This is a genomic window from Plantactinospora sp. CNZ321 (genome assembly GCF_004217235.1).
The window spans coordinates 5001-28759 of the sequence record NZ_SHKQ01000001.1 but is presented as its reverse complement, the minus strand read 5'-3'; the positions used below and the strand labels follow the sequence as shown (position 1 = coordinate 28759).

Annotated in this window: 19 protein-coding genes; 11 read left to right on the top strand and 8 right to left on the bottom strand. The window is 72.7% G+C overall.

Annotated elements, in window-relative coordinates:
- Positions 1-3 precede the first annotated feature (3 nt).
- Both argH and EV371_RS00095 read left to right on the top strand, forming a co-directional pair.
- Positions 4-1470, top strand: a complete 1467-nt coding sequence (argH, locus tag EV371_RS00100) for an argininosuccinate lyase (RefSeq protein ID WP_130465537.1) — start codon at positions 4-6, stop codon at positions 1468-1470.
- Between the two features lie 182 nt (positions 1471-1652).
- Positions 1653-2105, top strand: coding sequence for a hypothetical protein (locus EV371_RS00095; RefSeq protein WP_130460226.1), 453 nt, complete (start codon positions 1653-1655; stop codon positions 2103-2105).
- Positions 2106-2130: 25 nt separating this feature from the next.
- Here EV371_RS00095 and EV371_RS00090 read toward each other — a convergent pair whose 3' ends face one another.
- Positions 2131-2589 (bottom strand): hypothetical protein, encoded by a 459-nt coding sequence (locus EV371_RS00090; protein WP_130460225.1) that lies wholly within the window; start codon positions 2587-2589, stop codon positions 2131-2133.
- Positions 2586-2756: a hypothetical protein gene (locus EV371_RS33205; protein ID WP_165436565.1), complete on the bottom strand. Its 171-nt coding sequence runs from the start codon at positions 2754-2756 to the stop codon at positions 2586-2588. Before EV371_RS33205 ends, EV371_RS00090 begins: the two co-directional genes overlap by 4 nt.
- A gap of 237 nt (positions 2757-2993) precedes the next feature.
- On the opposite strand from EV371_RS33205, the gene EV371_RS00085 reads away from it, so the two are divergent.
- Positions 2994-3632, top strand: a complete 639-nt coding sequence (locus EV371_RS00085; protein ID WP_130460224.1) for a DNA-3-methyladenine glycosylase — start codon at positions 2994-2996, stop codon at positions 3630-3632.
- 98 nt (positions 3633-3730) lie between these two features.
- Here the strand turns inward: EV371_RS00085 and EV371_RS00080 are convergent, their stop codons facing one another.
- Together EV371_RS00080 and EV371_RS00075 are read right to left on the bottom strand one after the other, a co-directional pair.
- The gene (locus tag EV371_RS00080) at positions 3731-5962 is read right to left on the bottom strand and encodes a discoidin domain-containing protein (RefSeq protein WP_130460223.1); all 2232 of its coding nucleotides are present in this window, start codon (positions 5960-5962) and stop codon (positions 3731-3733) included.
- A gap of 206 nt (positions 5963-6168) precedes the next feature.
- On the bottom strand, positions 6169-7371 hold the full coding sequence (locus tag EV371_RS00075) for an ROK family protein (RefSeq protein WP_130460222.1): 1203 nt from the start codon (positions 7369-7371) through the stop codon (positions 6169-6171).
- Positions 7372-7640: 269 nt separating this feature from the next.
- Here EV371_RS00075 and EV371_RS00070 point away from each other — a divergent pair, with 269 nt between their 5' ends.
- From EV371_RS00070 to EV371_RS00050, 5 genes are all read left to right on the top strand, one after another.
- Complete coding sequence (locus EV371_RS00070) at positions 7641-8921, top strand: ABC transporter substrate-binding protein (RefSeq protein ID WP_130460221.1); 1281 nt, start codon at positions 7641-7643, stop codon at positions 8919-8921.
- Between the two features lie 70 nt (positions 8922-8991).
- Entirely contained in the window at positions 8992-9981 is a 990-nt protein-coding gene (locus EV371_RS00065; RefSeq protein WP_130460220.1) for an ABC transporter permease subunit, read from the top strand.
- Positions 9974-10813, top strand: coding sequence for an ABC transporter permease subunit (locus tag EV371_RS00060; RefSeq protein WP_130460219.1), 840 nt, complete (start codon positions 9974-9976; stop codon positions 10811-10813). The genes EV371_RS00065 and EV371_RS00060 overlap by 8 nt, the downstream gene beginning before the upstream one ends.
- Before the next feature lie 49 nt (positions 10814-10862).
- Entirely contained in the window at positions 10863-12245 is a 1383-nt protein-coding gene (locus EV371_RS00055; protein WP_130460218.1) for a GH1 family beta-glucosidase, read from the top strand.
- A 113-nt stretch (positions 12246-12358) separates the two neighbouring features.
- A complete protein-coding gene (locus EV371_RS00050) occupies positions 12359-13072 on the top strand; it encodes an FKBP-type peptidyl-prolyl cis-trans isomerase (RefSeq protein ID WP_130460217.1) in 714 nt (237 codons plus the stop codon).
- Between the two features lie 103 nt (positions 13073-13175).
- On the opposite strand, the gene EV371_RS00045 is transcribed toward EV371_RS00050, so the two are convergent.
- The 3 genes from EV371_RS00045 to EV371_RS00035 form a co-directional block, all read right to left on the bottom strand.
- Positions 13176-14129 carry a sulfite exporter TauE/SafE family protein gene (locus EV371_RS00045; protein ID WP_130460216.1) on the bottom strand — a complete coding sequence of 318 codons (954 nt, stop codon included), beginning with the start codon at positions 14127-14129 and terminating at the stop codon, positions 13176-13178.
- A 193-nt stretch (positions 14130-14322) separates the two neighbouring features.
- Positions 14323-16845, bottom strand: coding sequence for an ABC transporter permease (locus EV371_RS00040; protein ID WP_130460215.1), 2523 nt, complete (start codon positions 16843-16845; stop codon positions 14323-14325).
- The gene (locus EV371_RS00035; RefSeq protein ID WP_130460214.1) at positions 16839-17621 is read right to left on the bottom strand and encodes an ATP-binding cassette domain-containing protein; all 783 of its coding nucleotides are present in this window, start codon (positions 17619-17621) and stop codon (positions 16839-16841) included. Before EV371_RS00035 ends, EV371_RS00040 begins: the two co-directional genes overlap by 7 nt.
- A gap of 186 nt (positions 17622-17807) precedes the next feature.
- Here EV371_RS00035 and EV371_RS00030 point away from each other — a divergent pair, with 186 nt between their 5' ends.
- Both EV371_RS00030 and EV371_RS00025 read left to right on the top strand, forming a co-directional pair.
- Positions 17808-19154 (top strand): sensor histidine kinase, encoded by a 1347-nt coding sequence (locus EV371_RS00030; RefSeq protein WP_130460213.1) that lies wholly within the window; start codon positions 17808-17810, stop codon positions 19152-19154.
- Entirely contained in the window at positions 19151-19828 is a 678-nt protein-coding gene (locus EV371_RS00025) for a response regulator transcription factor (protein ID WP_130460212.1), read from the top strand. The genes EV371_RS00030 and EV371_RS00025 overlap by 4 nt, the downstream gene beginning before the upstream one ends.
- A gap of 40 nt (positions 19829-19868) precedes the next feature.
- On the opposite strand, the gene EV371_RS00020 is transcribed toward EV371_RS00025, so the two are convergent.
- Positions 19869-22076, bottom strand: coding sequence for an alpha-galactosidase (locus tag EV371_RS00020; protein ID WP_486484412.1), 2208 nt, complete (start codon positions 22074-22076; stop codon positions 19869-19871).
- 183 nt (positions 22077-22259) lie between these two features.
- Between EV371_RS00020 and tyrS the strand changes: the two genes are divergently transcribed.
- Positions 22260-23561, top strand: a complete 1302-nt coding sequence (tyrS, locus tag EV371_RS00015) for a tyrosine--tRNA ligase (protein ID WP_130460211.1) — start codon at positions 22260-22262, stop codon at positions 23559-23561.
- Positions 23562-23759 lie beyond the last annotated feature (198 nt).

Genomic DNA, 23759 nt, shown 5'->3' with positions numbered 1-23759 from the left:
AGAATGGTCGGCGTGGACGACAAGAGCCTGACCGAGAACAGCGCCGGAACCAACCGTACGAGTCTCTGGGGTGGCCGGTTCGCCGGTGGTCCCGCCGAGGCGTTGGCCCGGCTGTCGGTCAGCGTCCAGTTCGACTGGCGGCTCGCCCCGTACGACCTGGCCGGCTCCCGGGCACACGCCCGGGTGCTGGCCGCCGCCGGGCTGCTCGACCCGGACGAGCTGGGCCGGATGCTGGCCGCGCTGGACGACCTGGAGGCGGCGGTGCGCACCGGCACCTTCCGGCCCACGGTCGAGGACGAGGACGTGCACACCGCCCTCGAACGCGGCCTGTTGGAACGCCTCGGCACGCTCGGCGGCAAGCTGCGGGCCGGCCGGTCCCGCAACGACCAGGTCGCCACCGACCTGCGGCTCTATCTGCGCGATCACGCACGCGGGCTGGCCGCCCGGGTCGTCGGGCTGGCCGACGCGCTGGTCGAACAGGCCGCCCGTAACCTGGAGACCCCGGCGCCGGGGATGACCCATGTGCAGCACGCCCAGCCGGTCACCTTCGGGCACTGGCTGCTGGCGCACGTCCAGCCGCTGCTTCGGGACCTGGAGCGGCTGCGCGACTGGGACCACCGGGCGGCGGTCAGCCCGCTGGGCGCGGGCGCGCTGGCCGGCTCCGGGCTGCCGCTCGATCCGGTGGCGGTCTCCAAGGAGCTGGGCTTCCGGACCTCGTTCGCCAACTCGATGGACGCGGTCGCCGACCGGGACTTCGTGGCCGAGTTCCTCTTCGTCACCGCGCTGATCGGGGTGCACCTGTCCCGGCTCGGCGAGGAGGTGGTGATGTGGACCTCCCAGGAGTTCGGCTGGGTGGAGCTGGACGACTCGTTCGCCACCGGCTCGTCGATCATGCCGCAGAAGAAGAACGCCGACGTCGCCGAGCTGGCCCGGGGCAAGTCCGGCCGGCTGATCGGCGGGCTGGTCGCCGTACTGACCATGCTCAAGGGCCTGCCGATGGCGTACGACCGGGACATGCAGGAGGACAAGGAGCCGGCGTTCGACGCGATCGACACGCTCGACCTGGTGCTGCCGGCCCTGGCCGGCATGGTCTCCACGATGACCGTCCGGGTGGACCGGCTCGCCGCCGCCGCCCCGGTCGGTTTCTCGCTGGCCACCGAGGTCGCCGACTGGCTGGTCCGTAAGGGCGTGCCGTTCCGGGAGGCGCACGAGGTGACCGGGCGGCTGGTGGCGCTCTGCGTGGCCCGCGAGTGCGAGCTGGACGAGGTCTCCGACTCCGACCTGGGGCTGGTTAGCGAGCATCTCGACCCGGGCGTGCGGGACGTGCTCTCGGTCCGCTCCGCGCTGGCGGCCCGGACCACTCCCGGCTCGACCGGTCCGGTACCGGTCGCCGACCAGCTCGCCGCCGTCACCGACCAGCTCGACGGCTGGCGGGAGTGGTCCACCGAGCAGGTGCTTCCGCGCACCTGACGAAGACCGTCGCCTGCCGCGCACCGCGTCCGGACCGGCCCGGGACCACGGTCCCGGGCCGCCGTCCCTCCGGGCCATGGCGCAGTACGCGGGACGTCGATAATCTTCGTTCGGCACTTTCCGAGGGCACGGCAACGGATGGGTGGTGAGCTGCGTTGAGGCCGCTGCCGGCGACCTACCGCATGCCGAGAGACATGGTCGGCTACCTCGTCGTGCTGGCCATCGCCGTCCTGCTGCCGGTCGGCTACGTCGCGCTCGGCACCGGTCTGCCCGGCTGGCTGTCGGTGGTGATCCTGCTGGGGACCGTCGGGCTGCTGCTCGGGGTGAGCCTGCGGGTGTGCCGGATGGGTACGGTGGTCAGCGTCGACGGGATCCTCCGACGCGGCTTCCTCGGCGACCGGATGTACGCCTGGTCGGAGATCCGCGACTTCCACCTGCACGACAACCGGGGAGTCACCCGGGTCGGCCCCTTCGACGTCACCTCCCGCTACGTCCTGACGGTCTACGACCACCAGCACCAGCGGCGGCGCCGGACGCTGTTCTTCCTCGACGAGCGGGCCTTCGCCGGTGGTACGGGCAGATTCCTGGAGGAGGTCCAGGAGCTGGTCGACTTCTGGCAGCGGCGGCGCGGGTAGACCGGCGCACCGGGGTGAGCCGTGATCACCGGCCGCCTCCGTCGGGGTGGCGCTTGCCCTCGACGTCGTCCCGCGCTGACCCACTCCCCGGATCGTGCTCGACGCCGTCCGGTCGCCGGCCGCGGTGTTGTCTGGTCCGTTGCCGGGGCGCGATCCGGGCAGCCGAACCGTTTCGGCTGGCGGTCCGGCCGCTCGGCCCCGACGCTGCCGGTCCGGCCCCGGTCGGATCGCCGCCGTCACGCTCGGGGCAGGGCAGGGCGGAGACCCGGACCAGGGCGTCGAGGTGGCCGAGCGGGCTGCCGTCCCGGGCGAGCCGTTGGCCGCTGATCCAGACCCACTGGTTGTCGTAGTACGTCGACAGGTCGAGGCGGACGAACTCGACCATGAGGCGGAGCGGGTGGCTGCCGTACCGCCAGTCCTCCTTGGCCAGTTCGAGCACGGTGCCGGGCGCCACCTGCGGTGGCCCGGCCGGGGTGGCGCTCATCGGAACCGCCGGGCGGGGGTGTTGCGGCGTACGCCCAGGCTGGCGCAGGCCGGGCAGCTCAGCCCGCCGCCGCAGACCGCGCACCAGCGGCGGGAGGTGCGATAGGTGCAAAAGCCGGCGATGAAACCCAACGCCATCCCGGCGAGCCCTGCCGCGGTGACATACATGATGGGTCCTCCATTTCGGCGACTGAAAGTTACCTTTGCGTCGCCTATCGCAACCTGCAAGGCCGGGGGCCGAGATCCCGAGCGAGTGAGCAATTGAGCACCATGAATCATTGGTGCGGGCGCCCGCTCTCCGCGGAGGGCTCGTCAGATGCTTCCGCCGGCACCTGGTCACCGGCCTGTCGGAGCACCCGACGGCCCCGCCCGGTGTCGGCGCTCCGGCCGTGATGTCCTTGCGGTATGACACCTGTCGACGACTTCGCGGCCCTGCTGGCCGGTCCGGTGGTGCCGGCGGCGCGCGGGCTGCTCGGGGCCACCCTCTCGGCGGGCGGCGTCACCGTCCGGCTCACCGAGGTGGAGGCGTACGCCGGCAGTGGCGGGGACCCGGCGTCGCACGCGCACCGGGGGCGCACCCCGCGCAACGCGGTGATGTTCGGGCCGGCCGGGCACGCCTACGCGTACTTCACCTACGGCATGCACTGGTGCGTGAACGTGGTCACCGGGCCGGACGGGGAGGCGTCGGCGGTACTGCTCCGGGCCGGCGAGGTGGTCGACGGGCTGGAGATCGCGCGGAGCCGGCGCACCGCCGTACGCCGGGATGTCGACCTGGCCCGCGGGCCCGCCCGGCTCTGCGCGGCGCTCGGCCTGGACCGGGCCGTCTACGGCCGCTACCTGCTCGGCGACGGCCCGGTACGCCTCCGTCCGCCGGCCACCCCGGTCCCGCCGGAGGCGATCGCGACCGGTCCACGGGTCGGCGTCACCGGGGCGCACGACGTCCCGTGGCGGTTCTGGATCGCCGGGGACCCGACGGTCAGCGACTACCGCCGGCACGTGCCGCGCCGGCCTGGCCCGGACCGCGCGGCCGGCCGTCGACCCTAGCCGTCCGGTCACGCGGAGCCGCCGCGGTACCGGCCGGCGGCTGGCTCCGCCGGATGCGTCGTCCGCCGGAGCCAGCCGCCGTGCCGGGCGGTGCCGGCCTACGGGAAGTTGTTCAGGTACTGCACCTGGTTGGCGGTGTTGGCGGTGCCGCCGGAGTTGTTGATGATCCGGTTGATCGTGCCGACCCCGCCGAGCGAGACCGTCACCATGTTGTGGAACCGGACGCCCGAGGTGACCGGCACCTCGAAGGAGCGTTCGTTGACCACCGACGGGTTCACGTTGAAGTAGCAGTAGCTGCCCAGACCCCACGCCTCGTGACTGGTCACCGAGTCGGCCACCTTGTACGCGGCGTAGCCCCGGGTCGACCCGTTCATGAAGGCCGCCTGGTTCGGCGGGTCGTACGGCTTCTCGTTCTGGAAGAAGTACGTCCGTCCGCCGTTGCCGTTCCAGATCACCTCGTACCTCTGGTAGTGCTCGACGAAGAGGCCGTACATCGTGACGTTGTTGCCGTTCACCACCAGCCCGGTGTCGGCGGTGTTGACGTTCCAGCCGTAGGTGCCGGGATCACCGTGGTCGGCCCGCCACAGCCACATGTGGTCGCCGATCACGTTGTGGCTGTTGATCCGCAGGCTGGTGGTGGCCCTGCCGGGTACCGCCCCGCCGATCCGGAAGAAGACGTCGTGCAGCGAGGTCGGGTTGCCGGCGTGGCTGACCGAGGAGCCGGTCGGGCCGACCTCCATCAGCACCGACGAGTTCGTCGCGCCGGCCTCGAACATGATGCCGGCGACCTTGACGCCGTCCACGTCGGCCACGGTCATCGCGGTGACGCCGTTCTGCGGCTCGATGGTGGCCAGGCCGAGACCCAGCACCACGGTGTCCGGCCGGGTGACCCGGATCGTCTCGGTGGTCCGGTAGAGGCCCGGGGTGAAGAGCAGGTTCCTGCCCTGGGCGAGTGCCGCGTTGATGGTCGCCGCGCCGGTGCCGGGCCGGACCACGAAGAACTGGCTCAGCGAGATCGACGAGCCGGCCGGGGTCTTGTTGTACCAGCTGGTGCCCTGGCTGTTGCTGCGCAGCGCCGGCACGAAGACCCGGTACTCGCCGGTGCCGTCGACGTAGAGGAACGGCTTCTCCCGGACCACCGGGGTCTGCGCGACCACCGTGTGCGACGGGTTCGGGAAGTGCGGTGCGGGCGCCCCGGTCACCCCGGTGAAGACCATGTTCCAGACCGAGCCGTTCCAGCTGCCGAACTCGCTGTTGCGGGAGTACCACTGCTGCTGCGAGCCGGAGACGACCGTGCCGTCGATCCTGGTGTCGGCCATCAGGCCGCCGCTGGACCAGCCGTCGCCGCCGTTCCACAACTGGATCTGGTTGCCGGCGCCGCGCAGGTGCATCCGCCGGTACGGCGCCGCCTGGGAGACCGCCCAGCGCTCGACGATGGTGCCGGCCGGCAGGGTGACCGAGAGGTTCTCCGCCGACCGCCAGAAGTTCTGGGTGGCGTTGCCGCCCATCCAGAACGCCTCCACCCGGACGTGCCCGTTCAGGTTGACGTCGTCCGGGGACATGCCGAGGCCGGCGACCTGGGTGAAGAAGCCGAGGTTGACGTCGGCGGTGTAGCTGCCGGGCTTGAAGAGCACCGCGTACCGCCGGGACGCGAACTGCGCGGTCTCCTGCTCGGTGAAGAGCGAGTTCAGCCGGCTCTGGATGGTGGAGGTCGGTGTCGACGGGTCGAAGACGAAGGTGTTCGGCCCGAGGTTCGGGTTGCGCGGGTCGGTGGGCTCGACCGGGGGCTCGCCGGGGTCACCGCCGCCGAACTCGCCGATGACCTGGAACTCCCAGAGCGAGTACCCGTATCCGGTGCCCCGGGCGGTGCCGTACATCCGGACGTACCGGCCGGTGCCGGAGACGTTCAGCGTCTGGCTGCCGCCGGTGCCGGTACCGGTGGTGTAGACGTCGCTCCAGCCGCTGCCGTTGTCGGAGACCTGGATCTGGAACGCCCGGCCGTAGGCCGCTTCCCAGCGCAGCACGACCTGGCTGATCGTGGCGGTCGCGCCGAGGTCGATCTGGATCCACTGTGGATCGCTGAACGCGCTGGACCAGCGGGTGCCGGTGTTCCCGTCCACCGCGGCGGACGCGGCGAAGGCGGCGCCCTCGGTGGAGGAGGCCGTGGCCGGCCTGCCCTGCGAGATCAGCGCCGGTGCGGCGCTCGCCGGGGGTGCCGGCCCGGCGAAGGGGGTCAGCGCGAGCAGGAGTGTCGCGGCGAGTACGTCGCCGAGCCGGCGGGGTCGGGGGTCGCCGGGATGCCTTCGGGATGGAAAACCATGAAAAATCATGACGGTGCCTCTCCGTGCGGAGGTGACCGGCGCCAACTGTTCCCCGGGGGTCGGGGGCGGACGGACGGTAGAGAGCGCTCTCGGAGGATCACGAGTGTTGCTTCCGGGTTCCACCGCCGTCAAGACATCAATTTATTACGACGTAATTTATCCCGATTGTCAGAAGGTGCTAACTCGTCGCGCCGGCGGTGCCGGTCACCCCGGGATCAGCCGACGAGGCCGCCGACCGCGAGTAGCCGGGCCACCGGCAGGGTGGCGGCGCCGAGCGCCACCGCGTCGATCCCGAGTTGCCCCAGCTCGATCGTGGCCTGCTGGTACGGCTGGTGCAGCGCCTGCCCGGCCGCCGCCTCGCGGATCGCCGGCAGCAGGTGGGCGCCGAGCGCCACCCCCGCCCAGCCGCCCAGCACCACCCGCTCCGGGTTGAACAGGTTGATCAGGTTCGCCACTCCGGCGCCGAGGTAGCCGGCCGTCTCGGCCAGCACCCGGCGGGCGGTCGCGGAGCGCTCCGCCGCCTCGATCAGCGCGCCCAGCTGCGACTCCTCGTCCACACCCGGCACGGCGTGCCCGCGCCGGGCCTCCCGGTAACGGTCGATGATCCCCTCGGCGCCGACGTACGCCTCCAGGCAGCCCCGGGCGCCGCACCGGCAGGCGCGGCCGTCGTAGACCAGGGTGGTGTGCCCCCACTCGCCGGCGCTGCTGGAGCTGCCCCGGTACATCACCCCGTTGGTCACCACGGCCGCGCCGACACCGGAGCCGACCAGCGCGAAGACCGCGTGCCGGCTACCCCGGCCGGCCCCGAACCACATCTCGGCCTGGCCCAGCGTCTTCGCGCCGTTGTCGACGTGCACCGGCAGGTCCACCTCGGCCCGGATCAGCCGCTCCAGCGGTACCCCGTGCCAGCCGAGGGTCTGGGCGTGCACGATCGCCTCGCCGCCCTGCACCACCACGCCGGAGACCCCGATGCCGACGCCGAGGATCTCCGACCGGGCCGCCCCGGCCCGCGCGGTGACCGCGTCCAGCCCGGCCAGGATGTGCCGGACCACGGCGGCCGGCTCCGGGCCGGCCGCGTCGAGCGGGTACTCCGCGCTGGCCAGCATCGTCATCGCCAGGTCGAAGAGCTCGACCCGGATCCGGGTCTCCCCGACGTCGACCCCGGCGACCAGGGCGTACCGGGGAGCGACCCGGAGCATCATGCTGGGGCGCCCGCCGTCGGACTCCACGGCGCCGGCCTCGACCACCAGCCCGGCCCCGATCAGGTCACCCACCACGTTGCTGACGGCGGGCTGGCTCAGCCCGGTGGAGCGGGCCAGGTCCTGCCGGGTCAACGGACCCTCGAGAAACAACTTCGACAGCAGGGCGGACCGGTTGCGCTGCCGCACGATCCGGTTCGTCGTCCGTTCCAGGTCCACCCACCACCTCGATAAACCCGGGTTCGCCGGGAGTCACTGTACGGCTCGTCCTTGACGGAGCAGCCACCACACACTTTAATGACGGCGTAAATTAAGCCGTGATGGAACCCCCTCCTCGGTGGCCCCCGATCCATCCCGCCGACGGTGATCGTGCCCCGTACCGCCCCACCACCCGGCCGCCCGCGGCCCGCTCCGGCGCCACCGCCGACGGGCCGGTGAGGCCGCCGACCGACGCAGAAGGGCAAGTCGTGTCCAGACGACACCTCGCTATGGCTGTCGCGGCCCTGTTGACGACCGCCTCCCTCGCCGCGTGCGGCGACTCCGGCGGCTCCTCGGAGGGCGCGGCGAAGACGCTCAGCTACTGGGCCAGCAACCAGGGCGCCAGCATCGAGTTCGACAAGCAGACCCTCCAGCCGGAGCTGGACAAGTTCGAGCAGCAGACCGGTATCAAGGTCAACCTCGAGGTGGTGCCCTGGTCGGACCTGCTCAACCGGCTGCTCGCCGCGGCCACCTCGGGCAAGGGCCCGGACGTGGTGAACATCGGCAACACCTGGTCCGCCTCGTTGCAGGCGACCAACGCGCTGATCCCGTTCGACGACGCGACCCTGGCCCGGATCGGCGGCAAGGACCGGTTCGTGCCGGCCGCGCTGGCCGCCGCAGGCGCCCCCGGCAAGCCGCCGGCCGCGGTGCCGCTGTACAGCCTGGCGTACGCGCTCTACTACAACAAGAGGATGTTCGCCGACGCCGGCATCGCCGCCCCGCCCGCCACCTGGGAGGAGCTGGTCGAGACCGGGAGGAAGCTGACCAGGGCCGGCCAGTGGGGCCTGGCGGTGGAGGGTGCGAACCCGGCGGAGAACTCCCACCACGCCTTCACCTTCGGGCAGCAGTGGGGCGGGGAGTGGTTCGACTCCGCCGGCAAGCCGACCTTCGACACCCCGCAGAACGTCGCCGCGGTCAAGCGGTACATCGACCTGATGGCGGTGGACAAGATCGTCAACCCGAGCAACGCCGAGTACGCCCAGAACCAGTCCGTCGCCGACTTCGCCAACCGCAAGGCGGCGATGCTGCTCTGGCAGGCCGCCGGATCGAACTTCAAGGCCCAGGGAATGAGCCCGGAGGAGTGGGGGGTCGCCCCGGTGCCCTTCCCGGCCACCCCGCCGCCCGGCGGCAAGAAGGTCAACAGCATGGTCGCCGGGATCAACATCGCCATCTTCGCGCACACCGAGAACCGCGACGGTGCGCTCCAGTTCGTCAAGTTCATGACCAGCGACGCGGAACAGGTGATCCTCAACAAGACCTACGGCTCGCTGCCGTCGGTCAAGACGGTCAGCGCCGACCCGGCGTTCCAGGCGCCGGAGCAGAAGGTGCTGGGCGAGGTGCTGGCCGCCACGGCGGCCCCGCTGCCGCAGGTGCCCGAGGAGAGCCAGTTCGAGACCCTGGTCGGCACCGCCATGAAGGAACTCTTCGCCGACGCGGCGAGCGGCAAGGTCGTCACCGAGGCGCTGGTCAAGGAGAAGCTCGGCGTGGCGCAACAGAAGATGGGCAGCTGAGCCGGCACGCCGACGGTCGACCGTGGAGGGGGACCGCCGCCCCCTCCACGGTCCACCCTGAGAGGATCCGATGGCCACCACCACCGCGCCCGGCCCGGTACGGCCCGCCGGGCGACCAGCCGAGGACGGCCCGCCGAGCCGGCGGAGGCGCCGCGGCGTACGGCGGTCGTACCTGCCGTACCTGCTGCTCGTCCCGGCCGCCCTGCTCGAACTCGGCATCCACGTGGTCCCGATGCTGGTCGGGGTCTGGATGAGCCTGCTCGAACTCACCCAGTTCCACATCCGGGACTGGTCCACCGCGCCCTTCGCCGGCCTCGACAACTACCGGGTCACCTTCGACCTCGACTCCGCCACCGGCCGGGACCTGCTGCACTCGTTCTGGGTCACCACCGCCTACACGACACTCTCGGTCGGGCTCTCCTGGATGCTCGGCCTGGCCGCCGCGGTCTTCCTGCAACGACCGTTCAAGGGGCGGGCCCTGCTGCGCACCCTCTTCCTCACCCCGTACGCGCTGCCGGTCTACACCGCCGTGATCACCTGGACCTTCATGTTCCAGCGGGACACCGGCCTGGTGAACCACGCCCTCGACCAACTCGGCCTGGTCGACGGGGCCAACCCGCCGTTCTGGCTGATCGGCGAGAACAGCTTCGTCGCCCTGCTGGTCGTCTCGGTCTGGCGGTCCTGGCCCTTCGCCTTCCTCTGCCTGATGGCCGGGCTGCAGAACGTACCGGCGGAACTCTACGAGGCGTCGGCGATCGACGGAGCGAACTTCTGGCGGCGGCTGCGCGACGTCACCCTGCCGATGCTCCGGCCGGTCAACCAGGTGCTGCTGCTGGTCCTCTTCCTCTGGACCTTCAACGACTTCAACACCCCGTACGTGCTCTTCGGCGGATCGGCGCCGAGGCAGGCCGACCTGATTTCGATCCACATCTACCAGAGTTCCTTCGTCACCTGGAACTTCGGTCTCGGCTCGGCGATGTCGGTGGCGCTGCTGCTCTTCCTGCTCGTGGTCACCGCCGGGTACCTGCTCGTCACCAACCGCAGGAGAGAACATGCGTGAGTCAACCGGCGAACGCTGGGCCCGCCGCGTCGTGCTCGGCCTGCTCACCCTCTTCGTCCTCGCCCCGCTGTACGTGATGGTCAGCTCCGGGCTCAAACCGCTGCGGGACGTGCAGGGCGCCTTCACCTGGCTGCCCAGCCGGGTCACGTTCGAGCCGTTCGTGGAGATGTGGCAGACGGTGCCGCTCGGCCGGTACCTGGTGAACAGCCTGCTGGTGGCCAGCTCGGCCGCGCTGGTCTCGGTGGCGATCGCCATCTTCGCCGCCTTCGCGATCAGCCGCTACCGGTTCCGGGGCCGGCAGCTCTTCTCGGTCACCGTGCTCTCGACGCAGATGTTCCCCGGCATCCTCTTCCTGCTGCCGCTCTTCCTCATCTACGTCAACCTGGGCAACGCCACCGGGATCGAGCTGTACGCCAGCCGGCTCGGCCTGACCATCACCTACCTCACCTTCTCGCTGCCGTTCTCCATCTGGATGCTGGTCGGCTACTTCGACTCGATCCCGCGCGGGCTCGACGAGGCGGCCCAGGTCGACGGCGCCGGGCCGCTGCGCACCCTGTTCCAGGTGATCCTGCCGACTGCGGTGCCGGGCATCGTCGCGGTCACCGTCTACGCCTTCATGACCGCCTGGGGGGAGGTGCTCTTCGCCTCGGTGATGACCGACGAGCACAGCCGTACCCTCGCCGTCGGGCTCCAGGGGTACGCGACCCAGTACAACGTCTACTGGAACCAGGCGATGGCCGCCTCGGTGGTGGTGAGCGTCCCGGTGGTGGTCGGCTTCCTCGCCCTGCAGCGCTACTTCGTCGCCGGACTGACCGCCGGAGCGGTCAAGTGAGACCGCCGGAGCGGTCAAGTGAACCCTTTTCCAACAGGAGAGTCGACCGATGCCGGATCTGTCCAAACTGCCACCGAACTTCACCTGGGGCGTCGCCACGGCGGCGTACCAGATCGAGGGGGCTGCCGGTGTGGACGGCCGCACTCCGTCCATCTGGGACACCTGGAGCCGCGTGCCCGGCAACGTCGACAACGGCGACACCGGCGACGAGGCGTGCGACCATTACCACCGGTGGCCGGAGGACGTGGCCCTGATGCGCCGGCTCGGCGTCGACGCGTACCGCTTCTCGGTGGCCTGGCCCCGGATCGTGCCGGACGGCACCGGCCGGGTCAACCCGGCCGGGCTGGCCTTCTACGACCGGCTGGTCGACGCGCTGTTGGCGGCCGGGATCCGGCCGCTGGTCACGCTCTACCACTGGGACCTGCCGCAGGCGCTGCAGGACCGGGGCGGCTGGCCCGCGCGGGCCACCGCCGAGGCGTTCGCCGACTACGCCGCGGTGGTCGCCGGAGCGCTCGGCGACCGGGTCACCGAGTGGGTGACCGTGAACGAGCCGCTCTGCGTCTCCTGGATCGGCCACCTGGAGGGCCGGATGGCTCCCGGCGAGCGGGACCTGACCCGGGCGGTCGCCGCCGCCCACCACACGCTGCTCGGGCACGGCCTCGGCGCGGCGGCGGTCCGGGCGGCGGCGAGCCGGCCGGCGTCGGTCGGCATCGTGCTCAACCCGAGCCCCTGCGAGCCGGGCAGCGACCGGCCCGAGGACGTGGCGGCGGCGGTCCGGGCCGACGGGCACGTCAACCGGTGGTGGCTGGACCCGCTGTACGGGCGGGGCTATCCGGCCGACATGATCGAGGTATACGGCGTCGAGCCGCCGGTCCGCCCCGGCGATCTGGAGTGCGTCGCCACCCCGACCGAGTTCCTCGGGCTGAACTACTACTTCCGGCAGGTCGTGGTCGACGACCCGGACGGACCGGTGCCGCACGCCCGGCAGATCCCGGTGCCCGGCTCGGTGCAGACCGCGATGGGCTGGGAGGCGTACCCGGCCGGGCTGGAGGAGCTGCTGGTCTCGGTGACCGAGCGGTACGCCCCGGCCCGGATCCTGGTCACCGAGAGCGGTTCGGCCTGGCCGGACGCGGTCACCGCCGAGGGTGGGATCGAGGACAAGGAGCGGACGGCGTACCTGGAGGAGCACGTGCTGGCCTGCGCGGCGGCCGCCGCCCGTGGGGTACCGGTCGAGGGCTACTTCCACTGGTCACTGCTGGACAACTTCGAGTGGGCGTACGGCTACGACAAGCGGTTCGGCCTGGTGCACGTGGACTACGCCACCCAGCGGCGGACGGTGAAGGCGAGCGGGCTGCGCTACGCCGAGATCATCCGGGACCACCAGCGGCGCGGTGGACGGCAGGTGGCAGAGAACCCCTCCCCGGTGCGCTGACCGCCGACCGAGTCGACCTCGGCAGCATCGACGCGGGTACGGTGTGCGAAGCCGTTCGACGGGCCGACGGCGTCCCGCCCGACTCCACTTTCCCCCGAGGAGTGCAAGATCAGATGAGTGATCCGGTCCAGAGCCCCGAGCAGCCGGGGCCGACGAGCCAGCGGCGTCCGACCAAGCAGGAGCGCCGGGCCGCCGCGGAAGCGGCCGCGGCCAGGGCCGCCGCGAAGCGGGCCCGTGGGCAGCGGTTGGCCGGCGCTACGGTCGGAATCGTCCTGGCCGGGCTGGGCGTCGCCGCCGTCGTCGTGCTGCCGCGGGTGATGGAGGAGACGTCGGCCTCCTCGGCCGCTCCGCCGGCGAGCGCGACGACACCGCCGGCCGCCGAGCCGACCGCCCCGCCGGCACCGACGGGTGCCCCGGAGAGTCCCGCTGCGCCGTCCCGGCCGCCGGCCGACCTGGATCCCCGGCTGGGCCAGCGGCCGGCCGTGCGGGCCGGTGACGGTGAGCTGACCAAGCTCACCGTCGCGCCGCTGGTCGAGGGCACCGGGCCGGCGGTGCGGGCCGGCCAGACGATCACGGTCAACTACGTCGGTGCCTCCTACCGCACGGGTGAGGAGTTCGACGCCTCGTGGAACCGGGGTGAGCCGTTCCAGACCCAGATCGGCGTCGGTGCCGTGATCCCCGGCTGGGACCAGGGTCTGGTGGGCGTCAAGGTCGGTAGCCGGGTGCAGCTCGACATCCCGGCGGATCTCGCCTACGGCGACAACCCGACCGGGGGCCAGCCGGCCGGCCCGCTCCGGTTCGTCGTGGACATCGTGTCGGCGCAGTAGCCCGAGCCGGCTACGAGTCGGAACGACGGCGGCCGCGACCAGGAAGGTCGCGGCCGCCGTGTGCCCGTCGGGTACGCCCGGTCGGCCTCGCCCGATCCGGCTCTCAGACCGAGGTGGGCGCGGAGCTCTGCTCCCGGGGCTCGGCCTCGGCGGTCGGTGCCACGGCCTCGATCGCCTCGACGGTCTCCTCGTCCCGGTGCGCCCGGTACTGCCGGATCGAGTACGCCAGCGCGAGCGCCCAGACCAGGTAGAGCACCGCGTAGACGGAGTACCGCACGCCGCCCGGTGCGTCGATCCAGTCGCTGCGCAGCAGGGTTCGGGTGTTGGTTACGATGATCATGCCGCCCACCGCCGAGCCGAGGATCCGGGGCGGGATGTGCCGGACCAGCCAGGCGGCGATCGGTGCGGCGACCACGCCGCCGAGCAGCAGTGCGAGGACCCAGCCGAAGTCGACGTTCTCGCTGCCGAGCCCGACCAGGAAACCGAGGCTCGCGGCCACCGCGACCAGGAACTCGCTGGTGTCGATCGACCCGATCACCTTGCGGGGGGCCATCCGGCCGCTGGCCAGGATCGCCGGTGTGCCGACCGGCCCCCAGCCGCCGCCTCCGGTCGAGTCGACGAAGCCGGCGAGCAGCCCGAGCGGGGCCAGGAACCGCTTGCGCAGTGGCTGGCCGAGGCGGTCCCGGGGAATGCCGGCGACGGTGAACCGGACCAGGATGTAGACCCCCAGGGTGAGCAGCAGGAGCGCCATGATCGGCGCGGCGACCTCGGTGGAGAGGCTGGACAGGAAGGTGGCGCCGGCGAACGCACCGATCGCACCCGGTATGCCGATTTTGGCGACGACCCTCCAGTCGACGTTGCCGAACCGCAAGTGCGCGGCACCGGAGGCGAGGGTGGTGCCGATCTCGGCCAGGTGCACGGTGGCGGAGGCCGCCGCCGGGTTCGTGCCGATCGCCAGCAGCAGGGTGGTGGAGGTCACTCCGTAAGCCATCCCGAGACTGCCGTCGACGAGCTGCGCGCCGAGCCCGACCAGGGCGAGGAGCAGGAGTTTTCGCACGGGCGTTCCTTCCCGGAAGTGATCGGGGATGGCGCGCCGCTGCGCCGATTTCCCACCTAACCAATAGGGATTGTCGACCTGGATCCCCGGGCAGTCAACCCCGCGACCAGATCAATTCGCCCCGATCACTTCACCGAGATCTCTCCACCCAGATCTCCCCTCGGATCACTTCACCTGGATCACCTCGCCCAGGTCACTCCACCCGCGGCCCGGCGCCGCCCGGACCGGCCCGCAGAAGCAGCCGGGCCGGCAGCACGCTGGCGGCGAGGGCCAGCACCACGCAGCCGGCCAGCACCGGCCCGATGGTCGAACCGGGGATGACCAGCTCGACCGGTACCCCGAACTGTTCGCTCAGCGCCGAGCGGATCGCCAGCAGCGCGACCAGCGGCACCAGCAGACCGAGTGCGGTACCGATCGTCAGCACCAGCCCCGTCTCGGCGGCGACCGTACCCAGCACCTGCCGGCGGGTGGCGCCGGAGCGGAGCAGCACCAGCAGTTCCCCGGCCCGGTGCGCGGTCGCCATCAGGAGCGTGTTCGCCAGCGCGATCGAGGTGTAGCCGGCCGAGACTCCGATCAGGATCAGCGTGGCGAGCCAGACCAGCCGGTCCTCGGCCGCGTCCCGCTCCGCCGCGTACTCCGCGACACCGACCAGCCGAGCCCCGAGTACGGCCCGCCGGTCGGCCCCGCCGTCCTGCCCGGTCGTCGGCGCCGGGCTGAACACCGCCTCGGTGAGCGCCGACGGATCGTGCGCCCGGACCACCTCCCGGGTCAACAGCAACTGCGCCGGGACGGAGTCGTCGGCGACCACCGCCACCACCCGGATCCGCCCGTCGGTGCCGTCCGGATAGCCGAGCGTCGCGTCGCCCCCCACCGACCAGCCCAGCCGCTCGGCGAGCCCGGCGGTCACCACCGCGGTATCCGGCCCCCGCAAGGCCGAGAAGTCCCCGGAGAGCACGCGGAGTCGCTCGTTCACCCGGGCGAATCCAACCGGGTCCACCCCGGCGGCGGCGATCGGTTCTCCGCCGGTGCCGGGGGCGGCGGCTCCCTCCGCGGTCTGGTCGGCATCGGGCGCCGTGCCGGCGGGCGGATCGACGTACACGGTGCTGGGCAGCAGCGCGGTGCCCGCAACGGTCGCCACCGCCGCGTCCGACAGCCCCGGCGTACCGGCCGGGACGAGCACCGAACCGGCCCGGATCCTTTCCGCGTCCCGGCTCGCGTACGCGCCGGTCGAGGTCGCCACCGACCCGGCGACCAGGACCGCGAATCCGACCGTGAGCAGCATCGGCGCCGACGTCGACGCGGTACGTCGCACCGCCGTCAGCGCGTTGCGCCGGACCAGCATCCCGGTCGCACCCGGCAGCCGCTCCAGCGGCCAGGTGAGCGCGTAGGTCAGCGGCGGCACCAGCACCGGGGCGAGCAGGGTCAGCCCACCGGTCAGCGCCATCGACGCGTACAGGGCGTAGTTCACGATGTCGTCCGGTCCCGCCCCGGCCAACAGCACGGTCAACAGCACGCCGACGGCGGTGCTGAGGATCCCGCCGATCCACCGGGACCGGGTCATCGGCCGCCGGTCCGCCACCGCCTCCCGCAGCGCCTCCAGCGGGCGTACCCGACCCGCCCGGCGGGACGCCGCCCAGACGCCGAGCAGGGCGACGACCAGACCCACCAGGTACGCGGCGGCCGGTGGCCAGGGCTCGATCCGGACCCGGAACCCGACCGGCTGGAAACCGGCGTCGACCAGCAGGGCCCCGAAGGCCGGCGCGCAGGCGGTACCCACCACCGCCCCCACGGCCCCGCCGACGGCACCGACCGCGAGCGCCTCGGTGTACAGCAGCCGGCGCAGCTGACCCGGGGTGGCGCCTACGGTGCGCAGCAGCCCGAACTCCCGGCGCCGCTGGGCGACCCCGAACGCGAAGGTGGAGGCGACGACGAAGATCGACACGAACCCGGCCAGCGCCGTCGTCGCGGTCAACACCTGCATCCCGATCCACCGGGTCCGTACGTCCCGGGGCGGCTCGACCTCCGCCCGGTCGGCGCCGGTCAACACCGTGCCGTCCGGGCCGACGACCGCCTCGGCCGCCGCCCGGACCGCCGCCGGGTCGGCGTCGTCCGCCACCACCAGACCGATCAGCCGGACGCCCCGGGCCAGCGGCGCCGCGACCGGATCGGCGAGGTAGAAGCCGGGCCCGTCCACGGTGCCGGCAACGGTGTACCCGGCCGGCCCGGTCGCGGTCAGCAGGGTGACCCGGCTGCCCGGGGCGAGCCCGAGCGCCCGGTCCAGCACCACCTCGTCCGGCCGCTTCGGCGGCTTCCCCGTCACCAGCCGGTACGGCGCCAGTGCCGCGCTCGACCAGCCGTGGCCCTGCGGGTCACCGAGCGCGGGCTCGCCGACCGGTCGGCCGTCGACGATCGCCTGGGCGTAGAACGAGCGGTCCGGTACCGCCGCCGTCACCCCGTCGATCGCGGCGAGTTGCCCGGCCAGTTCGGCGGTCCGTTGCGGCGACCACGGCCGGCGCTCCGGGAAGGTGCCCGGTATCCCGTCCACCGGACGCCCGGCGACCAGTACCGCCGCCCCGGCGTACCGGTCCGGCACCCGGGGCTGCGCGGAGACCAGGATCAGCGCGGTCACCGACATCAGCGCCACGCCGAGGCAGAGCGCGACGAACGGGCCGAACAGGCCGGTCCACCGGGCGCGCAGCGCGGCGAGGTTCAGCATGCCGGCTCCAACCCGGTCATCCGGGCCGCGATCGTCGCCGCCGTCAGGTCGCCGCCGAGGTCGTCCACCACCCGGCCGTCGGCCAGCAGCACGACCCGGTCGGCGTGGGCGGCGGCGACCGGGTCGTGCGTCACCATCACCACCGTCTGCCGGTGCCGGTCCACCAGGTCGCGCAGCAACCGCAGGACGTCCCGGGAGGTCCGGGTGTCCAGGGCGCCGGTCGGCTCGTCGGCGAAGAGCACCGCCGGCCGGCTGATCAGGGCCCGGGCGATCGCCACCCGCTGCTGCTCGCCGCCGGAGAGTTCGTCCGGGCGGTGCCGGCCGCGCCCGGCCAGACCCACCTCGGCCAGCGCCGCGTCCAGTTCGGCCGGGTCGGGCCGCCGGCCGCCCAGCCGCAACGGCAGCGCCACGTTCTGCGCCGCGGTCAGCGCCGGCACCAGGTTGTACGACTGGAAGACGAACCCGACCCGGGCCCGACGCAGCAGGGTCAGCGCCGTCTCGCCGAGGGTGCCGAGGTCGGTGCCGTCGATGGTGACCGTGCCGCCGGTCGGCCGGTCGAGCCCGGCGGCGCAGTGCAGCAGGGTCGACTTGCCGGAGCCGGACGGCCCCATCACGGCGGTGAAGGTACCCCGGTCGAAGTCGACCGTCACCCCGTCCAGCGCGGCCACCCGGCGCACCCCGGTGCCGTACGCCCGGACGACGTCGCGCAGCCGCACGGCCGTGGTCAGCTCCGGCGTTCCGCCGGTGAGGTCCGCTGTTCTCTCTGGTCGCGTCATGCCGTCCTGTCGGGTCATGCCGTCGAAGATCCGGCATCGGCGGCCCGGGCACATCGGAGCCGGGCCGTCACTTCCGGCCCGGCCCTGCGGGCTACCCCGACCGTCCCGACGCCCGGTGGGTCAGACCGGGGGATGACCCGCTCCGGGTGGACGCGGCCCGGGCGGGCCGCCGGTTACCGTCGACGGATGACCGCCGTGCACCCGCGTCCGCTGCTCACCCGCCGGTTGCGCCGCGTCGACCTGATCGTCCTCGACGTGCTGGCGGCGCTCGGCCTGGCGGTGATCTGCGGGTACGCCGCCGCCGATCCACCCGCCGCGACCGGCTACCCCGATCCGCTGGTCCGGGAACCGATCTGGATCTCCCTGCTCTTCATGGCCGTCGTCTCCGCCCCGATCGCGGTACGCCGACGCTGGCCCCTACCGGTGCTGGCGGTGGTCACGGTCGGTGCGTTCTGCGCCGTACTGGTGGAGGTGGTACCGGTCTACGCCTCGGTGTCCGTGTTCATCGCGGTCGCCTTCGCGCTCTACCAGGTGGCGCTGACCGCCGAGCTGCGCCGGTCGGTACCGGCCCTGCTCCTGGTGCTCGCCGGTGCCGTGGTCGCGGTGTTCCCGAAGACCTCGGACTGGGACGAGGCGGTCACCGGGGTCGCCTTCCTGCTGCTGCTCCTGACCGCGACCTGGATACTCGGCCGGGCGGTACGCGAGCGGCGCGCGTACGCGTCCCGCTCCGCGGCCGAGCTGGCCCGGCAGGCGACGGTGGACGAGCGGCTGCGGATCAGCCGCGAACTGCACGACATCGTGGCGCACAGCATGAGCGTGATCACGGTGAAGGCGGCGGTCGCCAACCACGTGGCGGAGTCTCGGCCGCAGGAGGTCCGGGACGCGCTGCGGGACATCGAGGCGACCAGCCGCAGCGCGCTGGCGGAGCTGCGCCGTACCCTCGGCGTGCTGCGGGCCGGCACGCCGGGAACCCCGGTCGAGTTCGGCCCCGCGCCGGGCCTGGCGGAACTGCCGGACCTGCTGAAGCGGGCCACGGCGGCCGGGACTGTCGCGGAGCTGGCGCTGGAGCTGCCCGCCGGAGCGGAGCCGCCGGAGGACGTCGGCCGCTCGGTGTACCGGATCGTCCAGGAGGCGCTGACCAACGTGGTCAAGCACGCCGGGCCGGTCCGGTGCCGGGTCGCGGTGACCGGTGTCGATGGTGAGCTGCGGGTCGAGGTGACCAACGAGCCCGGCCGACCCGTCCCGCCGGCCGACCCGAAGGGACAGGGCCTGATCGGCATGCGCGAGCGGGCCCACCTGTACGGCGGCACCGTCGAGGCCGGTCCGGCCGCCGACGGCGGGTTCCGCCTCTCGGCCCGACTGCCGTACCGGCCCGCCGGGCGCCCACCGGTCGACCCGGCTCTGCCCGTCGACCCGGTTCCAGCGGCTGACCCGGTTTCGTCGGTCGACCCGGTTTCGTCCGTCGACCCGGTTTCGTCCGTCGACCCGGTTCTCTCCGTCGACCCGGTTCCGGGGGGCGGAGGGGACCGGTGACGGACGAGCCCGTCCGGGTGCTCATCGCCGACGACCAGGCGCTGCTCCGGGGCAGCTTCCGGGTGCTGATCGAGACGACGCCGGGGCTGACCGTGGTCGGCGAGGCCGGCACCGGCGCGACAGCCGTCGAACTTGCCGAACGGGAGCGCCCGGACGTGGTGCTGATGGACGTCCGGATGCCGGAGCTGGACGGCATCGAGGCGACCCGACGGATCACCGCGTCACCCGCCGCCGGTCAGGTCCGGGTGCTCATCCTCACCACCTTCGACCTCGACGAGTACGTCTACGCCGCGATCCGGGCCGGCGCCAGCGGCTTCCTGCTCAAGGACGCCCCACCGGAGGACCTGCTGGCGGCGATCCGGGTGGTCGCCGCCGGGGAGGGGCTGCTCGCGCCGAGCGTGACCCGGCGACTGATCGCCGAGTTCGCCCGGCTGCCCGAACCCGACCGCCCGGTGGCCCGGGAGCTGACCGGGGTGACCGACCGGGAGCGGGAGGTGCTGACCCTGATCGGTCGGGGCCTGTCCAATCCCGAGATCGCCGGCCACCTGCGGCTCAGCCCGGCCACCGTGAAGACGCACGTCGGCCGGCTGCTCGCCAAGCTGCACGCCCGGGACCGCGCGCAGCTCGTCATCGTCGCCTACCGGACCGGGCTGGTGACGGTGCCGGGGCGCTGACCGTTGGCGTACCCCGCACCCGGTCCTGCGCGGTGCCGGATCAGCCGGCGGCCAGGTGGACCAGCAGGAGCTGCTCCGGGGGTAGCGGCGGGGCCTGTAGGCCGGCCTGCCCGAGGGCGCGCCCGGAGAGGCGTACCCCGGACCCGGTGGTCCAGGCCGGCGGTGCCGGCAGGTCCTGTGCGGCGTTGCGTGGCGCCACCACCCGGACCAGGTACGCGCGGTCGGGGTCGAGGCCGGGCAGGCGTACCGGTCCGGGGTTGGTGGTCGCCCCGGTCGCGGTCGCGACGATCGCCATCATCGCCTCGGACCGGTCCGGTGCGACCACCCCGTGCACCCAGAGCGCCGGATCCGGATGGTCGGCCCGGACCACCGTCCCGCCCTGCACCAGCGCGCGGTGCCGCTTGTACAGCGCCACCCACCAGGCCAGTTCGCGGCGCTCCTCCGGGGTGGCCGCGGTCAGGTCCCACTCGATGCCGAAGCTGCCGAAGAACGCCGTGCCGGCCCGGAAGTCGAGGTCGTGGGTACGACCCGTGGTGTGCGCCCGCGCCGAGCCGACATGCGCGCCGATCAGTTCGGGCGGCAGCAGGAGCTGGGTCCAGCGCTGGATCGACTGCCGTTCCAGGGCGTCGATGCAGTCACTGCCCCAGACCCGGTCGGTCCGTTCCAGGATGCCCAGGTCGACCCGGCCACCGCCGGAGGAGCAGGATTCGATCTCCAGCTCCGGATGGCGTTCCCGCAGCGCGTCGAGGAGCCGGTAGGTCGCCAGGATCTGCCCGTGCACGCCGGGCCGCCCCGACGGCTGGTGGCCGGCGTCGATCAGGTCCCGGTTGTGGTCCCACTTCAGGTACCCGATCCGGTAATCCCGGACCAGTGCGTCGAGCCGTCCGAGCACGTACCCGTACGCCTCCGGGTGGGTCAGGTCGAGCACCTGCTGCCAGCGGGCCGACCGGGGCATTCGGCCCCCGGTGGCGAGGATCCACTCCGGATGCGCCCGGGCCAGGTCCGAGTCGGGGTTGACCATCTCCGGCTCGACCCAGAGCCCGAACTCCAGCCCCAGCCGGCGGACGTGCGCGACCAGCGGATGCAGCCCGTCGGGCCAGACGGCCGGGTCGACGTACCAGTCGCCGAGTCCGGCCCGGTCGTCGCGGCGGCCCTTGAACCAGCCGTCGTCCAGGACGAACCGCTCCGCGCCGACCTCGGCGGCGGCGTCGGCCAGTGCGGTGAGCCGGTCGAGGTCGTGGTCGAAGTAGACCGCCTCCCAGGTGTTCACCACGACCGGGCGGGCCCGCCGGGTCCGCGCCGACCGGCGCAGGTGGGCGTGGTACCGGGCCGACATCTCGTCCAGTCCCCGTCCGTACGACGCGTAGAGCCAGGGCGACCGGTAGCGCTCGCCCGGTGCCAGCCGGATCTCGCCGGGGAGCAGCAGCTCACCAGCGGCGAGCAGCGCCTCGCCGTCCGGGGTCCGCTCGGCGTGCAGCCGGTGGTTGCCGCTCCAGCCGAGGTGCACCGCCCAGACCTCCCCGGACCGGAACCCGAAGCCGGCCGTACCGGCCACCATCAGCAGCGAGGCGTCCAGGCCGGGCTTGCCCCGACGGCTCTCCCGGGACCGGCTGCCGACGGTGAACGGACTCCGCTGCGGTGCGCGTTCCCGGCACCACCGACCGGTCAGGTCGAGCAGCTCGCCCGCCTGCGGTGGCACCGGCAGTCCGAGCAGCAATCCCTCCAACTGGTAGGGGTCGGCGTCCGGCGGATTGGCCAGCTCGGCGCGGAGCCGGAGCAGCCCGGCCTGGTCCAGTTCGACCTCGATGACCAGGTCGAGCCGGGCGGCCTCGTCGGTGGCGGTAACCGTGATCGTCGCCGGTGAGTCGAGGTCGTCGTCCCGTACCCGCAGGCCGGTCCGGTGGAACCGCGGCGACCAGTCGCGGCCGGCGCGGTGTCCGGCGAGCCCGGGCGGGCCGAACCAGGCGTACGCGTGCTCGGGCAGGATGCCGACCGGCCGGCCCTCCGGAGTCCCGGGCCGGGCGGGGTGGCGGAGCGCGGTCGCCAGGTCGGCGAGTTCCGCTCCGGTGAGCGGTCCGAGGTCGGCGCCCCAGTGCAGTACCGCCGGCAACCCGGGATCGGTACCGTCCAACAGCAGGCTGACTCCGGCCCGGCGCAGGTGGACCAGACCACCGCCACCGCTGACGTCGTCCTCAGGGTCGTCGGCGGAGCCCGGGGTCGGTTGGCTGGTCCGGCTCGACACGGTCACGGGTACGCCTCCACGGGTCGGGGGGATGTGCCACGCCCTGGCCCGGGTAGCGTGCCCCGGCCGTCCTGTCCCGTCAACGGCCGGCTGTCGGGTCGGTCCGGCCGGGGGCGTCGGTCGGACAGGTCGGCCAGGTCGGCCAAACCGGGTACGGGCGGGGCGCCGGCATGGTGGACAATCTGCACCGTGACCGATAGCAGCCTTCCTTCCGCCGCGTCCGCCGGCTGGGAGTCTCCGCTCGAGGACCTGCGGTGGCGGGGTCTCCTCTTCGACTCCACCGACCCCGCCGAGCTGGAACAGCGCCTCAGCTCGGGTCCGGTGACGTTCTACGTCGGGTTCGACCCCACCGCGCCGAGCCTGCACATCGGCAACCTGTTGCAGGTGCTGACCGCCCGCCGGCTGCAACTCGCCGGGCATCGCCCGCTGCTGCTGGTCGGCGGGGCGACCGGTCTGATCGGCGACCCCAACGAGCGGGGCGAGCGGACGCTGAACAGCCCGGAGGTGGTGGCGAACTGGGTGGAGCGGATCCGCGAGCAGCTGGCGCCCTTCGTGTCGTACGAGGGTGACAACGCGGCCCGTCCGGTCAACAACCTGGACTGGACCGGCGAGATGTCGATCGCGGAGTTCCTCCGGGACGTCGGCAAGCACTTTCCGATCAACCGGATGCTGGCCCGTGAGGTGGTGAAGGCCCGGCTGGAGAGCGGGATCAGCTACACCGAGTTCAGCTACCAACTCCTCCAGGCCAACGACTTCTTCGAGCTGCACCGCCGGTACGGCTGCACGCTCCAGTTCGGCGGCTCGGACCAGTGGGGGAACATCACCGCCGGCGTCGACTACGTACGGCGCCGCGGCGCCGGGCCGGTGCACGCCTTCGTCACCCCGCTGGTCACCAAGGCCGACGGTACGAAGTTCGGCAAGACCGAGGGCGGCGCGATCTGGCTCGACCCGACCATGACCAGCCCGTACGCCTTCTACCAGTTCTGGGTGAACAGCGACGACCGGGACGTGGCACAGTACCTGCGCTACTTCAGCTTCCGTTCGCACTCGGAGATCGAGGAACTGGAGAAGATGACGGCGGAGCGGCCGGCGGCCCGGGTCGCCCAGCGGGCGCTGGCCGAGGAGCTGACCGCGCTGGTGCACGGGCCCGAGGAGGCCCGGCAGGCGGTTGCCGCCAGCCAGGCGCTGTTCGGTCGGGGTGCGCTGGACGAACTCTCGGCCGAGACCCTGCGGGCGGCGCTGTCCGAGGCCGGCCTGGTGCAGGTGCGGAGCCTGCCGTCGGTGGCCGGGTTGCTCCGCGACACGGGTCTGGTGGGCAGCCTCAACGAGGCCCGCCGGGCGATCGGCGAGGGCGGTGCGTACGTCAACAACGAGCGGGTGACCGACGTGGAGGCGACGGTGCCGGCAGAGGCGCTGCTGCACGGCCGGTTCCTGGTGTTGCGCCGGGGGAAGCGGACCTTCGCCGGGGTGGAACTGGTGCCGGGCCGGTGATGTGACCGGGAATGCACCGCACGGATTTGACGTTCCATCCTCCAGACGCGTAATTTTCTCCCTGCCCACGGGGGAACGGACGAACGGCGCGAAACGCGCCGAGAGGCCGGACCTGCGGGCAGATCAGCAGGTCGGAGGGTGGCTGGCCACCGTGCCGGCCTGTCGGGCGGGGCGGTTCGGATGGCCCGGAGGGGCGAT